This window comes from Cyclobacterium sp. SOCE241 (genome assembly GCF_056867545.1).
In genome coordinates this window covers 628189-643465 of the sequence record NZ_CP149779.1, presented here as the reverse complement: position 1 = coordinate 643465, position 15277 = coordinate 628189, and the positions used below count along the sequence as shown (strand labels likewise).

Below are 15277 nucleotides of genomic sequence, written 5' to 3'. Positions count from 1 at the left end.
CAGCCGCTATATCCGGATCCACTCCTTGCCGGAAAAAACCTGAATTGTAGCTGTTCCACTGTTACTTGCAGTAGAAGTGATATAATCCATATCTTCCACCCCATTTACTTGTTCTTCTATGGGTATAATCACACTTTCCAACACTGTCTCGGCATTTGCCCCCGGATAAAAAGCCGTAATTCTCACTGTGGGTGGGGCTATATCCGGATACTGGCTGACGGGCAATGCCAATAAACCTAATACTCCGAGAATAAGAATTAATATAGAAACTACTGTGGATAGTACCGGTTTGTCTATAAATTGTTTGAGCATTTTATTTTATTTAAAAGCTACTTTTAATTTTCCTGCTACGCTATCAAAGGGAACTAGACGAGGTGAGATTTTCATTTCTCCTCTTACCTTATCAATTCCCTGATAAACTATTTTATCTCCCTGGTTCAGGCCTTCTTCAACCACTAAAAACTGACCTACTTTGGCTTCAACCTTTATCAAAACCTCTTCTACTACCGCATCTTCACTTACTTTATAGAGGTAAGTTTTACCTTGTTGTTCGAAAATTGATGCTTCCGGGACTATGGGCTTATTTTCATAGATTTTGGGTATGCGTATTTTCCCACTATTGCCATGTGCGAGCAAGCGGTTGGGGTTAGGAAATGTAGCCCTAAAGTTTACTGTCCCTGTCGATGGATTAACTTGGCCTGTGACGGTTTTAATTTTTCCTTTGTATGAATAAATTTGACCATTAACCAATTCAAGCTCCACCTCTTCCATATTCTTTAATTTTTCATCAAGGTTTTCTCCGGGTGTAATTTGAAGCATGTTTAAGTACTCTTTTTCATTCATGGCAAAGAATGCAAAAACATTGTCTACTTGAGAAACGGTAGTCAATGGATCGGTAGGACTTACCAAAGCACCTTGACGGTAAGGAATTGCCCCTACATGACCGGAAACAGGACTCTTGATGGTAGCATAATCAATATTGGCAGAAATGCTATTATAAGTAGCCAATGCTTGATTGTACCTCGCCTCAGCTGTTTTGAGTTGAACACTACCGATAATTCCTTTTTCTACCAAAGGTTTCAACTTATCAACATCCACTTTTGCGGCGGCTACATTGGCCTTAGCAGCTGCTGCATCGGCATCCAATGACTGAGTTTCAAGTTTAAACAAAGCTTGTCCTTTTTTCACTGCTTCGCCTTCGTCAACTAAAACTTGGGTAATGTAGCCTGATACCTTTGCCCTAACCGAACTACTTACAACCCCTTCCAAGCTGGCCGGATAGCTATCATAACCTGTTAGGGTTTTGTTGGGAACTTCGAGAATAGGTATGCTTGGGGCCTGTTGGGTTGCCATGTTTTTTGGTTCTCCTTCCGAACAGGATTGACCCAACACCACAAGGATGATGAGTAATACAAAAGAAAATTTGTTCATTTAAATATTAATTTATTATGCTAGTTAAAAATTTTGATTACGCTTATACATCTGCCATTCCGTACCACAACTTATTAATCAACAATTCTCGGTCTCCTTCATCCAATAAAATCGAACCGAAGACATTGATTTTCGAAGCCATTATTACGCTCCCCATATACATGGCCACATAAATTTCAGGCTTGGCAGGTTTGAGGTACTTTTTGTCAACTCCCTCCTTCAGAAAGGTAAAATAGGCTCCGGTAAAATGATGTGGACTTTTTTCCTGATTGTAAGGAGAATTAATAAACTGTTCAAAAAACTGTAAAACCTTAGGGTGTTGGGTATAATAAAGGTACAATGTCATCCATCTGGAATAAAACCTCTGCTTGTATTCTTTTTCCCCTTGCAAATGACTTGAAACATGTGCTTCCACTTTGCTACGATAGTAACAATACATTTTTTCATTAAGTCATCTTTGCTTGAGAAGTAATGATAAACCGTTCCTGTAGAAACCTTAGCCTCCTTGGTCAATAAACTCATTGATGTCCCATGAAAACCATATTTTGCTACAAGTTCAAGCGCACCTTCGTAGATGGCTATCTCTTTTTCCGAGAACTCTTTTATATTCTTCATAACTTTAGATCGAACGTTCATTCTATACGCAAAACTAAGAACTAGAGTTTGGGCTACCAAGGAATAAATACTAATACTTATAAAGAAAAAAGGATTTTTTATCTGTTAAACCTTATTATAAATCAAAATACAATAGAATATTTTACCAATTTAAAAGTACTATCTATAGACATTCACCCTTCAAAGAGAGCATAATTTGACAAAATTGATTATATTCAAAATAAAATATACCATTATGAATAATTGAGCCCAATTAGATTTATCTATAGTAAGGTTTAAAAAATGACTTCTATACCATCAATTAAAAACGGTAAACCCAGATTAATAATGAACTATTTTATCCCTTATAAGGAACCAAGGTTTTGGTTAATTTATCTTTTTGTTTTCATTATCAACAACACCTTTTCTCAAACCCATACCAATGATGCAAAATTTGGTCAAGCCTTTCATCTTAGTGTCAAACCTTGGGATAAATCCAAGGTGGATAAAAATGATTTTCTCGAGTTGATTGAAGCAACTTGTGAGGTAATGGCGATTAACCAAAACCCATCAGGGGCAATCATAGATCCCTACCTCAAAAGAGAACATCAATATTCTACACCTTATTTTGCCTTTGCAGTAGGGGTTTTGTTGAAAGCAGGCAAAGGGAAGCATCTGAAGGCTGCGGGAATTAAAGCGATGGAACATAGCACCTTGGCTTTTTCTAAAGGAAGCAAAGCTATTCCTGACGAGCACGGGGAATTTTTTATTAGTCCACTAACCAATAGCCTTCAATTCTACAAAAACCATGTATCACAGGATCAATTTAAAACTTGGACTGAAAGAATGCGAACCCCATTAGAAGTGGTAATGCAAAATTTTGATGGCAGAATTAACAATTGGAGAACCTATGCCATGAAAGGAGAATGGAACAGGGTCAACCATAAGCTAAGCGACAAAAGTTTCGCAACTGAATTTATAGAAACTGCTTGGAACCAATACAGTCAAAAAATTAGAATTGTCAACGACAAATGGAATATGTACCAAGATTGGAGCAGTGATCCACAATCTTTAGCAGTGGAAGCAGTGGGTAGAGGTAACCTTATCGCATTAGCAACAGAAGGGTACGATGGCCCATCTTCGCCTGAAATATGGAAGGCAATCAGAAAAGGCACTTATACTAGTCTATATACTCAATCTCCGGATGGTCAGGCTCCACCAAATGGTAGAACAGACAACCATATATTTAATGATGTATTGTACCAATTGGCTTTTGAAGTGATGGCGGAAGATGCTTGGAAGAATGGTGACCAATACCTGGCCGGTCAATACAGAAGAGCAGCTAATTTAGCTTTTAAGAGCATTTATCGCTGGCAGAGAGATTCAGGTCCATTCAAGGGCTCTTTTTATATTACCAAAAACCATTTCGACCCTAAAGATCGGATTGGCTATCAGCCCGCCAGTCAGTGGGGCAATTATACCGGTGCATTGGTTCAACATTTGGCAGAAGCATGGATCAGTCGAAAAAATGAAATCCCTGAATTCCCTTCACCTGCAGAGATTGGTGGTTATGCTTTCACTACAGACGATAGCTTTGGAGCATTTTTTGCCAATGCCGGTGGATTTCAAGTTATGGTCAACCTCAGAGGAGCTTCGGTACCCAAATATGGTTTGAGTTGGACACCTTTGGGCACCGTAAGAATGGTTAAGCAGGGATGGGATGGTAGATTGGGGCCATCTGATGGAAAACATTATATTCAAAAAATTCCACTTATCAAATGAAAACAGATAACGGGACACACGTTGATAGCTATGGGCCTCAATCAGGAATTAGCTTTGGCCCCGAATGGAAGGAAAGAGGACATTGGGTAAGAATTGCAGATGTACCCTCCACCTATCGTGCAGAGGCGGAGATAAAGTTTGTACACCCTTTATTGGTGAGGTTTACCATACATTACACCTACGTAACCGGAAGAGGGGGGCCATACTTTAGCCAAGAATTTATATTAACTCCGGATTTATTGGTTACAAGATTAAAAAATGCGCAAAGTCATCAGTTTGGATTAACAGTTCCTTTGCTGGAAAATGATGGCAGGCCGCTAATCACATCAATATCAAATAATATTGCTCAAACGGGATATTCTAAAAATGGTGATCAACAATCTTTTATAGGTTTAAATAAAGATATAAAAATAGTATCAGACGCTCCTTCTATTCAAAGTACCTATGGTTGGTTAAAACCTATCAGGTTTGAAAGTGAAGAAGAATCAATCGACCTTATGGTATATCCAAAAACTTCCAGTGACATGAGTAGTTCAAAAATGCATGAAAATTTCAAATGGACGGCGAATGGATTCACCACTCCCCTTGCTGAGATAAAAGGAAATCTTTACCGTGGAATCAATATTGCAGGAGGAGAAGGTGATGCCATGGACTTGGATGCAGATGGAAAATCGGATGTGGTTTTCAGCAAAAAATGCCGCTTTATGTTACAATTAAACGATAATTCTATTGATCAGGTGGAAACAGATCAAGATGTTATCATGACCTATCAAGGGAAAAATCATACTTTGACTGCATTTCAACCCTTTACTTTAAATTAATAAAAACAGTGTTTTTTTTAATTCCTTATAAAGCAACCAAACTTTCCCACTAGCTTTGTGGTAACATTTGTTACCATTATTGTTTACTCATGAATTTCAAAACGCTGTTCCAATACCTTTGTCTTTTCCTCTTGCTAGTTTCTGTAAATGCATGTTCAGGAAAATTAGAAACAGGTGATATAAATATAGAAAATTGGAAGAAAGACAGAAACGGATGTCTTGGCTTACGCATACAGGATTTAGAGGAGATTAAGAAATTAAAAAATACTTTTTAGCCAAAAACAACCAGGAAATTATCATCACCTTTGGACGACCGGACAGGGTAGAACTTGTAGACAAAAGTCAAAGTTTCTTTATTTATTTTTTAGAACCTTCTGATCGTTGTGAACAGAAAACAGAAAAAGAACCGTTAAAGGTTCTTTTTCGACTCAATGCTATTAATAAGGTTAGTGAAGTAACCGTTACAACGCTTAATCCATAAAACACAATGCAGCTGCACCAAGTGTGCCTGCATCGTTTTCTAGTGTGGCTTTAGACAAGGTCAAATCTGTAAGGTAGTAAGCACTTAAATATTGACGAATTGTTTTCTCCAACTGGGGCTTGATAAAAGGCAGGGCTGCAGATATACCACCACCAAAATAAATCTCAGTAACATCAAGTATTCGTATCGTAGAAACAAGTGCTTCTCCTAAAATTGCTCCCAGTTCAGCAAAAGTTCTTAATGCAATACCATTATTGTTTTTCGCAGAAGCAACCAATAGGTGAATACCAAGTTCTTGGCCTTCCATCTCACCAATTTCATCAGGAAATTCCTCCATCATTTTTTGGCCATATTCAATATTCCATTTCTGCCGATCAATGGCTCTAACCTGCTATTTCCTCGGGATAGCATGTGTCCTACCTCCATGGCATTACCTCTTACTCCTTTAAACACTTTTCTATCAAGGATCAAAGCACTGCCAATACCTGTACCCAAAGTAATGAATAGGTAATCGTCTGAAGTATTTCCTTTACCAAAATGAAATTCTCCCAGGGCTGCTGCACTTGCATCATTCTCTAAGTGGAAAATGATATCGGGATAATTTTCTAAAAGTGCCTCCTTAAGATTGAACCCGTTCAATTCAGAAATCGCAGGAATTTCCAGGGTCGTCGTCCTATCTTTACTTACAAGGCCGGGTAGCCCAATACCCACATGTTTTACTTCGGGGTTTTTCTCCAGGTATTTCCCTACCACTTCTACAAAGGCCTTGTTAAATCCTTGTGCACTTTTCCTTAACAAGCCTGTATCTTCTTTGCCAAATTCAATGATTTGGCCCTTGGTGTCAACGAGACCTATTTTTACGTGGGTTCCCCCACATCTATACCTAAAAAAACTTCAGTTTTGTTATCCATTCTATACTCAAATCAAATTTCAAGATGTAAATACCGCTAAGTCAAGCTTTTGATCAACGATCAGTAACAGCAAACCTCACGCTGACCAACAAAATACATGAATAGGGCAAAAATAGCAGATTTTCTTTCAAATCCTTTAATCAATAATATAATTAAAAAAAACCTTTAGGAGAGGCCTCAAACCTTATAAATGCCGTCTTCCTTAATCACAATCATTTTCTTTCGGTACAATTGACCGATGCATTGCTTGAAATGCTTCTTACTCATCCCAAAAGCTTCCTTAATTTCTTCAGGGGAAGATTTGTCAGTCAATGGGATAAAACCATCTTCCTTAAGTTTATCATAAACATGGTCAGCACCTTCGTCAAACTTCTGACGTCCTATTGGAGTAATGATCAAATCGATTTTATTGTCCTCTCTGATCTTTTTGATAAATGCCCTAACCGTATCCCCTACTTCTAGAGGCTTAAAAACTTCATTGGCATAAATCAATCCCTCATAAAAACCATTGACAAGAACCTTATAGCCTAAATCGGATAGATCAAAAATTAAAGCACTCACTTCCTCCCCAACTTTAAATCCACTCGTATCGGAAAGAATAAAATCCTCATATTTACTTACGGCAATCAAACGAGAAGTTCGATGATCTACACAAACTACCACCAAAACCTTATCCCCAGGAGATACAGACTGGCGCATTTCAGAGTTTGGGAGAAATAAATCTTTCTCTAATCCCCAATCTAGAAAAGCACCAATACTTGTAACATCTTTTACCTCCATTACGGCAAATTGATCCAACAATGCCAATGGTTTGTCTGTAACGGCAACAGGTCTATCTTCACTATCAGTATATATAAATACTTCCTTTAAGTCTCCTTCTTTCTCTTCTCCGCTAAGGTATCGTTTAGGAATCAATAGTTCGTTTCCATCACTTAAAGCAAGATAAGCACCATTGTCCGTAAATCTATTGATCGGTAAGGTACTGATTACTCCTAATTCTTTCATATTTAGTATTTCCGTATGGTTTGTAATTGACTACAAATTGCGACAAAGGTAATGATTTTTAATAGGGATTTAGCGAGGATCAAATAAGTTGCTCCTAAAATATTCACTTGCCCAGCTATAACACTCCGAACTTAGTTATCTATTATGGGCCTTTTTTTATTTTAATTTCACTCATAGTAAGAATAGGTTCCATTTCTCCCAAACAGCACCCTGATGGATCCCTACCATATCATTCCATAAATAGAGTGGCTGCCCTTTTATTATGAATTAGTCCTCTACTATAAGGAAAGGGGATATTTTGTAATGAAGTATACCTACACTGGATAATGAACAATGGGTAATTTTAATCAAGTAATTCCATTCCAGAATTCAAGAACTACCTACAAGCGGGCAGATTATAAAACATGCTTATTTTGCAAGAATTAAGCAGTAGTGCAGCCCCTACATCGTTTTAAAAGCATTCAAAACGATATATTTATAGTAAATTCGTCATTGGTGATCAATTTTTTACCTTCAAAATTATTATTACACCTAATTTAGGTTTTCTTTGTGTAACAAATATTCTTTTAAGCCAAACAATCAATATGGAGTCTATAATACACGCCCTTAACAACATCATTTGGAGTAATGCTTTAATTGTACTTTGCCTGGGTGTCGGAATATATTTTTCATTTGTTACAAAATTTCTTCAAATCCGATATTTCAAGGAAATGATCAAATTACTGTTTGGTGGAGAATCTTCTGATAAGGGGGTTACCTCCTTTCAGGCCTTTGCTATCGCCATTTCCGGTAGAGTGGGAACAGGAAATATTGCAGGTGTAGCAACTGCCATAGCTATGGGAGGCCCGGGAGCCATTTTCTGGATGTGGATCATTGCTTTTTAGGAAGTGCTTCTGCCTTTATAGAAGCCACCCTAGGACAGATGTTTAAGGAGGTTAAAGATGGTCAGTACCGTGGGGGGCCTGCATTTTATATAGAAAAAGGTTTGGGAATCAGGTGGTATGCAGTTTTATTTGCTTTTGCCACCATTCTTAGCACGGCTTTCTTTTTGCCTGGTGTTCAAAGTAATAGTATTGCCATAAGTGTAGAAAATGCTTTTAATGTACCTGTATGGATCACAGGTTTGGTAATTTGTGGTTTTCTTGCACTAATCATTTTTGGAGGTGTTAAACGTATAGGAAAGGTAGCACAAATAGTGGTTCCTTTTATGGCTGCGGCCTATATAATAATGGCCATAATTATAATGGCCATGAACTTCACAGAAATCCCTGGCGTAATTAAATTGATCATAACATCTGCATTCAACGCTGAAGCTACATTTGGTGGTATATTTGGCATGGCAATCTCATGGGGTATCAAAAGAGGAATTTACAGCAATGAAGCAGGACAAGGAACAGCTCCTCATGCTGCAGCTGCGGCTGAAGTAAGTCACCCTGTTAAACAAGGGTTAGTGCAAGCATTTTCTGTGTATGTTGATACTCTTTTCATTTGTACTGCAACTGCTTTTATGATCCTCTTTACAGGTCAATATAATGTAATCAATCCGGAAGGGGGATTTTTAGTAGAAAATCTCCCGGGCGTTACCTACGGCCCGGAATTTACCCAATACGCTATCAGCGAGCATTTCCCTAACTTGGGGGCAGGTTTTATTGCCATTTCTCTGGCTTTCTTTGCCTTTACTACCATCATGGCTTATTATTATATCGCAGAGACTAACTTAAGTTTTCTTCAAAAGGATCAGCACCGCGATTGGCCTTTATTTGCACTAAGAGCTTTACTCTTAATAGCAACCTTTTATGGAACTGTGAGAACTGCTGAGTTGGCTTGGACTTTAGGTGACATTGGCGTTGGGATTATGGCTTGGCTCAATATGATAGCTATTATATTGCTTCGAAAACCTGCAATGGCTGCCCTCAAAGACTATGTAGATCAAAGGAAAAAAGGACTGGATCCTACTTTTGATTCAAATAGTCTAGATATAAAAAATATTAAAGAATGGGATAAAATCAATTGATTAAGGCTAAATATTTTTACTTCTAGGTACCACTTTAATCATTAAAAGTTGGTTAAGGTATTTTAAAGTAGTCTTATACTTTCTAAAAAATATAGCCCACTAATAAGACAAGTATTCTCATCGACTCTGGTTGATAGTTTATTTTTCGACCTTCTTATTTTCTTTAAGGAAGTCCCATGAAAAGGTGACTAGATTTGGTATCATGACTCTTGTCGGGTTTCCATTTTAATTCCCGGCAATTCGTTTTTTGGTCGGATTATTGATATGCATAGCAATAATTTCTTATCTTATTAGTATTAAATCTTAAACCCAAATTTAGCATGGAAAAGAAACTTTCTCAACCAACCCATGGAAGTCTTGTTCTCCTCCCCACCTTATATAAGGTGTGGTCAGATGCCAATATTACAAACAATGAACACAAGGCTTTTCAGTCTTTTTTTAATAAAGTTGATTGGTTGAGCAAAGAAGATAGAGAATACCTTACCAATAAACTCGACCCTGAATCTCCACCATCTAGAGAGGAGTTGGAGATGTGGTGGCAAACCATTAAATCGGCAATTGCTGAGGAAAAATCGTACCCTCACCTTTCAAGTATCGGTGTGGATTTAAAAAAGAATGCCCCCATTTTCGCAGAAACTTTTCCTGTTGAAAAAGCGGAAATTGAACTGGGAAAGCTGGAAAATCAACTGGGAATCATCGGTAAATCTGCAGCCTTGACTTTTAAGTCTATTCATTCCAATATCTCTACATCCTATGAAACCCAAACAGCATTTGCCACAGAGAAATTGACATACCTTTTAGATGGCAAAAGAAAACCACTAATTGATGAAGTCAAATCTTTTATTTCTAAAAAGGAATTTGATTATGTAGACCCGGGAAATTTAAGAGAATACAGAGAACAAGTACTTCTATGGTGCAAGATGCTGGCTGATAAAGGTTATGGATCCATAGGCTTTCCTAAAGAATATGGAGGAGCTGATGATATGGAAGGATATTTTACAGTAATGGAAACCCTGAGTTATCGGGATTTAAGTACTGTAATTAAATTTGGGGTTCAATTTGGATTATGGGGAATGAGTGTATTTTCCTTGGGAACTAAAAAACACCATGAAAAATACCTTAAAGATATAGGAAGCTTACAACTTCCGGGTTGTTTTGCCATGACTGAAACCAATCATGGTTCAAATGTACGAGGGATTGAAACCACTGCCACTTACAATCACAAAGAAAAAACCTTCACAATCCATACCCCCATATTAATGCTAGGAAGGAATACATCGGCAATGCAGCCCTTCACGGTAAGATGGCCACTGTTTTTGCCAAGCTAATCATCAATGGAAAGGATTATGGAGTAAGTACTTTCATTGTTCCACTGCGAAATGAAGAAGGCAAAACTTTACCGGGCATTTCTATCACCGATTGCGGAAGAAAAATGGGCTTAAATGGCGTAGATAATGGTTTGATAAGTTTTGCCTCTATCATAATACCCAAGGAAAATATGCTGGACAGATTTTCATCTGTCGATGAGAAGGGAAATTTTCAAAGTCCTATAGCAAGTGACAATAAGAGGTTCTTTACCATGTTGGGGACCTTGGTAGGCGGAAGGATTGGAATTCCCCGCTCAGCTCTTGCTGCCTCAAAATCCGGACTAACCATTGCCATACGGTATGCGGATAAACGAAGGCAGTTTGGGCCTGATGGCACAGCAGAAGTACCCATTCTCAACTACCGAATGCACCAACGAAGATTGCTACCTTTATTGGCTAAAACTTATGCTTGTCACTTTGCCATGGAGTACGTAACTGACCGTTTTTTGAATAGGAAAGAAGAAGAAATGCAAGAAATTGAGGCATTGGCAGCAGGGCTAAAATCTTATGTTACTTGGCACAATACAGAGACCCTACAAGAATGTAGAGAAGCTTGTGGTGGCAAAGGTTTCTTATCTGAAAACAGGATTGATGCATTAAAAAATGACTCAGATGTTTACACCACATTTGAGGGAGATAATACAGTATTGCTACAACTTGTAGCCAAGAGTCGGCTTAGTGCATACAAAGAACAGTTTGAAAACATGAATTTGTTTACCATCATAGACTATGTGGTAGCCAAAGCCAAAACAAGCCTAACCGAAAAGAATTTAATTATCACCAGAAATAAAGGCGAGGCTCACCTTTTAGATTCTGAATTTCACATGAATGCTTTTTATTACAGAGAAAACAGCATTCTAAATTCTGCAGCCAATAGGTTAAAACGCTTAATGAGTGAAGGGATGGATCCATTTGATGCGGTGAATGTTGCCCAACATCACCTTTATACTTTAAGTCTCGCATTTATTGAAAGAGTTGTTTTAGAGAAATTTATAGAAAAAATTGAGCAAACAAGCGACCCTGAACTTAAGCAAGTTCTAAAGCAACTTTGCGACCTTTATGCCTTGCATCAGATAGAGAAACACAATGGATGGTATTTGGAGCAAGGCTATATGGAAGGTGGTAAATCCAAAGCCATCCGAAAAATGGTGAACCAATTGTGCTGGGATATGCGTAAGGACGCCGTCCCATTGGTCAATGCATTTAATATTCCGGATGCTTGTCTTGCAGCCCCTATCGCCACCTAGGTATATATGGAAGAAATTCAGGTATTTGTAATTCTAGGTCTCTCCCTATTGTTTTTTATATGGGGAAAGATCAGGTATGATCTTGTCGCGCTTTCTGCATTAATTTTATTGGCTATACTGGGCCTAGTCCCATATGAAAGTGCCTTTTTAGGATTTAGTCATCCGGCTGTAATCACAGTAGCCGCTATACTTGTTGTAAGCAAGGGTCTAGAGAATTCAGGCATAGTAAATGTAATCGTTGCCTTAATGGAAAAGGTGGGAAAAACCTTAGCCTACAGATCGCTGCCATGTCAAGTGCTGTTGCTTTAGCCTCGGGATTCATGAACAATATAGGAGCCCTAGCTATATTTATGCCTGTTGCCATACAACTAGCAAGAAAGCACAATTATTCTCCTTCAATCATCCTGATGCCCATAGCCTTTGCTTCTTTACTGGGTGGTCTCACAACTCTTATCGGTACGCCTCCAAATATCATCGTGTCTGCATTTCGAAAACAAACTGGAGAGGCAGCCTTTGGAATGTTTGACTTTACTATTTTAGGTGCCGTGGTGGCTATATCCGGCGTAATCTTTATTTCTACAATTGGTTGGCGATTGATTCCTACAAGAAGAGGCAGCCTATCCGATGAGGCTTTATTCAAAATTGAAAACTATATTACAGAAATTATCCTTAGAGAAAATTCTACTTTGGAAAACAAGCCTATCAAAAACATCACAGCCGATAAAGAATTAGATGTCAAAGTTTTAGGAGTAGTAAGAAACAAGGTCAGAATTCACGCTCCTAGCCCCTATTTTATTCTTATCCCGAATGATATTCTTATTCTGGGGAGTCTAATACTGATGATTTGGAAGAGTTTATTAATAAATACCAGGTTGATTTGGTAGGAGATGAAGACTTTTTGGAAGAAATCGTAGATAAAAATGAAATCGTCAATACTGAAGGAATCATACAAGAGAACTCATCATTGATTGGTCAGACAGCATCAAGTATTCATATGCGTTCTCGATTTGATGTTAACCTTTTGGCCTTATCCCGAGGAAACAGGACTATAATAAAGCGAATCGATCATGAAGTCTTTCGCTCGGGGGATGTATTATTGTTGCAAATGAGAAGAGACAAGATCTCGGAAATTTTTAAAGAAATGCAATGTTACCCTCTAGCCAAGAGAAGCATAAAGATAGGTCAACCAAGACGGACTGCTTTGGCCCTTTCTCTTTTCGTTCTATCTATAATTGCAGTAGTATTAGGCTGGCTCCCTGTTGCCATATCATTTACTTTGGCAGCCATGGGTATGGTTTTTAGTAAAATTCTTCCCTTAAAAAATCTGTATTCCAGTATCGACTGGCCTGTAATTGTATTGCTTGGGGCTATGATCCCCGTAGGTCATGCATTTGAAAGTAGTGGAGCAGCCAATACCGTTACCCGTTTAATATTAGCAAGTGCTGAAAATTTACCAACATGGACTCTCCTAGGCCTAATAATGCTTACCACCATGCTGCTATCTGCCTTAATAAATAATGCTGCAACTGTCGTACTGATGGCTCCGATTGCTCTACAAATAGCTTCCACTTTAGAATTCTCTGCTGATCCATTTTTAATGGCCATAGCCATAGGAGCCTCGTCCTCATTTCTCACACCTATAGGACACCAATCAAACACACTGGTATTGGGTCCGGGAGGCTATCGATTTGGTGATTATTGGAAACCAGGTTTGCCACTAACCCTTATTGTAATTGTGGTAAGCATTCCCATGATTTTATGGGTTTGGCCACTCTAGTCAATTTAATTTGGATGAATAAGGTTCGTAATAAGTAGTGCTATCTCGAAAAAATCAGGTTGCTTGAAGATGTTAAAAAAACCATGCTATGATGAAGTACAACTGCAAACTGGCGGCTGATTTTAAAGTGATTTCGTAAAGAAAAAGATTTTATTCTACCTAAATCGGGTTTAAATAAAATAGGGGCATTGTTCCTGTTTCAGCAACAATGCCCCACTATTGTCTTTAAAATACCTTTTCTTCTCAAAGTTTATTCCCCGGCTTCACTACCCCACCAATCTTCATTGGGTTGCCAGTTTTTATCTAAGAAATCAAGTCGTTGTTTTTCTAGTCGAGGCATCAATTCATTTTCCATTTGATGGCGTCTTTCATCAAATAAGGATTTATCGAAGGCTTCATCCGGACTTGGCATCAATACTTCCTTATCATTTAGGTAATTGGAAAGTAAGTTGGACAAGGAGGTCTTAATGTCAGGAGAAGCCGCTGAAAGCTCATTTTCCTCAAATGGGTCATCGGGTATACGATACAATTCCTCATGACCATCTTCAAAATATCTAATCAATTTCCAGTCTCCTTTTCTCACCATGGCAGAAGGGACTCCTCCTTGGTTGCCATAGTGAGGATAATGCCAAAATATAGGTCGTTCTTCCAGAGCTTCCCCTTCAATTATGGGTTTCAAGCTTCTCCCTTCAATCTCCTGCGAAACAGCTACTTTGTTTGGAAGATAATCCAATAAAGTTGGTAAAAAATCTGCCCCCACTACCGGATAATCAACAGGATTTTTTGGTTGTGTTCCCGGAACTTTTATCAAATAGGGTACACGAACGCCCCCTTCCCAATGGTGACCTTTTCCTCCCTTAACGAACAGGTTGGAGGTGGCAAATGCATCTCCTGCAACAACTCCCCCATTGTCTGAGGTAAATACCACGATGGTGTTTTCTGCAAGCCCCAAACTTTCTAACTGATCCATTACTATTCCTACAGCATCATCCACATATTCCACCAAACCTGCGTAATTGGGGTTGTCCTGAACAGTTCTATACGGAAGTTTTTCTCCCATTTCAAAACCTTTTTCAGCGATACCCATGGCCTCAGCTTTGTCTCTATATTTAGACCATTTCTTTTTGCTGGTTTGTACCGGAGCATGTACGGCATAAAAGGACAAAAAAGCCAAAAACGGTTCATCTTTACTTCTGTCCATAAAATTGGCCACTTCATTTGCCAATCGGATGGTGAGATTTTCTCCATCGGGTCCATTTTTCAATTTGGGGTTGGTGTAGGGTGCAAAAACCTCCTGAAGGGGAGCCTTTATCCCATCCACCAATGTTTTCATCAAATCCATGATCTTCAGGATAACTACCCTCATCTCCCAAATGCCATTTTCCGGCAAAAAAGTATTGTATCCATTGGCTTTGAAAGCTTCTGCCAAGGTGGTACTCTCTTTGGGCAACTGGTAAACATAATCTGCAGGAAGCATGGGGTCATGCCTATTGTGTGTTCTCCAATTTTCTCTTGTCTTTGCTCCTATCCAATCAGTAATGCCATGACTGGCTGTGAACTGCCCGGTCATAATTGTGGCTCGGGCAGGACTGCATACCCTACTTCCTGAATATCCATTGGTAAATTGCCAACTATCTTTGGCCAAGTTATCGATATTAGGTGTCTCATAAAATGTAGATCCTGAATATCCTAGGTCCGCATATCCCATGTCATCCACTAGGATAAACAACACATTTGGAGCCTTTTCTGAGGTGTCTACTTTTTCTGAAGAACATGAAAAGCACCCCAGACATAGCAAGTATAAGCTTACTAAACTAAATTTGGATAATTTAATCATTGTTAAAAGT

11 protein-coding genes and 4 pseudogenes are annotated in these 15277 nt (G+C 38.6%); 8 read left to right on the top strand and 7 right to left on the bottom strand.

Annotated features, from left to right (window positions below):
* Positions 1–6 precede the first annotated feature (6 nt).
* Genes WG932_RS02995 through WG932_RS02980 form a run of 4 tightly spaced genes read right to left on the bottom strand, consistent with a single transcriptional unit; the run spans position 7 to position 2046 of the window.
* Positions 7–312 carry an efflux RND transporter permease subunit gene (locus tag WG932_RS02995; protein WP_483086900.1) on the bottom strand — a complete coding sequence of 102 codons (306 nt, stop codon included), beginning with the start codon at positions 310–312 and terminating at the stop codon, positions 7–9.
* Between the two features lie 6 nt (positions 313–318).
* Positions 319–1431: an efflux RND transporter periplasmic adaptor subunit gene (locus WG932_RS02990; RefSeq protein ID WP_014021938.1), complete on the bottom strand. Its 1113-nt coding sequence runs from the start codon at positions 1429–1431 to the stop codon at positions 319–321.
* 43 nt (positions 1432–1474) lie between these two features.
* Complete coding sequence (locus tag WG932_RS02985; RefSeq protein WP_483086899.1) at positions 1475–1777, bottom strand: hypothetical protein; 303 nt, start codon at positions 1775–1777, stop codon at positions 1475–1477.
* Positions 1774–2046, bottom strand: a complete 273-nt coding sequence (locus tag WG932_RS02980) for a TetR/AcrR family transcriptional regulator (RefSeq protein WP_483086898.1) — start codon at positions 2044–2046, stop codon at positions 1774–1776. Before WG932_RS02980 ends, WG932_RS02985 begins: the two co-directional genes overlap by 4 nt.
* Before the next feature lie 282 nt (positions 2047–2328).
* Here WG932_RS02980 and WG932_RS02975 point away from each other — a divergent pair, with 282 nt between their 5' ends.
* From WG932_RS02975 to WG932_RS02965, 3 genes and pseudogenes are all read left to right on the top strand, one after another.
* Positions 2329–3807 carry a hypothetical protein gene (locus WG932_RS02975; protein WP_483086897.1) on the top strand — a complete coding sequence of 493 codons (1479 nt, stop codon included), beginning with the start codon at positions 2329–2331 and terminating at the stop codon, positions 3805–3807.
* Positions 3804–4628, top strand: coding sequence for a hypothetical protein (locus WG932_RS02970; RefSeq protein WP_483086896.1), 825 nt, complete (start codon positions 3804–3806; stop codon positions 4626–4628). Before WG932_RS02975 ends, WG932_RS02970 begins: the two co-directional genes overlap by 4 nt.
* 89 nt (positions 4629–4717) lie before the next feature.
* A pseudogene (locus WG932_RS02965) lies at positions 4718–5109 on the top strand (hypothetical protein).
* Here WG932_RS02965 and WG932_RS02960 read toward each other — a convergent pair.
* Both WG932_RS02960 and WG932_RS02955 read right to left on the bottom strand, forming a co-directional pair.
* Positions 5099–6020 (bottom strand): annotated as a pseudogene (locus tag WG932_RS02960) (ROK family protein). The pseudogenes WG932_RS02965 and WG932_RS02960 overlap by 11 nt on opposite strands.
* 177 nt (positions 6021–6197) lie before the next feature.
* The gene (locus WG932_RS02955) at positions 6198–7025 is read right to left on the bottom strand and encodes a CvfB family protein (RefSeq protein ID WP_483086895.1); all 828 of its coding nucleotides are present in this window, start codon (positions 7023–7025) and stop codon (positions 6198–6200) included.
* Positions 7026–7609: 584 nt separating this feature from the next.
* Here WG932_RS02955 and WG932_RS02950 point away from each other — a divergent pair.
* The 5 genes and pseudogenes from WG932_RS02950 to WG932_RS02930 all read left to right on the top strand — a co-directional run bounded on the left by WG932_RS02950 (position 7610) and on the right by WG932_RS02930 (position 13430).
* A pseudogene (locus WG932_RS02950) lies at positions 7610–9039 on the top strand (alanine/glycine:cation symporter family protein).
* Between the two features lie 320 nt (positions 9040–9359).
* A complete protein-coding gene (locus WG932_RS02945) occupies positions 9360–10367 on the top strand; it encodes an acyl-CoA dehydrogenase family protein (protein WP_483086894.1) in 1008 nt (335 codons plus the stop codon).
* Complete coding sequence (locus tag WG932_RS02940; RefSeq protein ID WP_483086893.1) at positions 10343–11653, top strand: acyl-CoA dehydrogenase family protein; 1311 nt, start codon at positions 10343–10345, stop codon at positions 11651–11653. The genes WG932_RS02945 and WG932_RS02940 overlap by 25 nt, the downstream gene beginning before the upstream one ends.
* 6 nt (positions 11654–11659) lie before the next feature.
* Positions 11660–12537: pseudogene (locus WG932_RS02935) on the top strand (SLC13 family permease).
* The gene (locus WG932_RS02930) at positions 12498–13430 is read left to right on the top strand and encodes an SLC13 family permease (protein WP_483086892.1); all 933 of its coding nucleotides are present in this window, start codon (positions 12498–12500) and stop codon (positions 13428–13430) included. The pseudogene WG932_RS02935 and the gene WG932_RS02930 overlap by 40 nt, the downstream one beginning before the upstream one ends.
* Before the next feature lie 250 nt (positions 13431–13680).
* On the opposite strand, the gene WG932_RS02925 is transcribed toward WG932_RS02930, so the two are convergent.
* Positions 13681–15267 (bottom strand): sulfatase, encoded by a 1587-nt coding sequence (locus tag WG932_RS02925; RefSeq protein ID WP_483086891.1) that lies wholly within the window; start codon positions 15265–15267, stop codon positions 13681–13683.
* Positions 15268–15277: the final 10 nt, after the last annotated feature.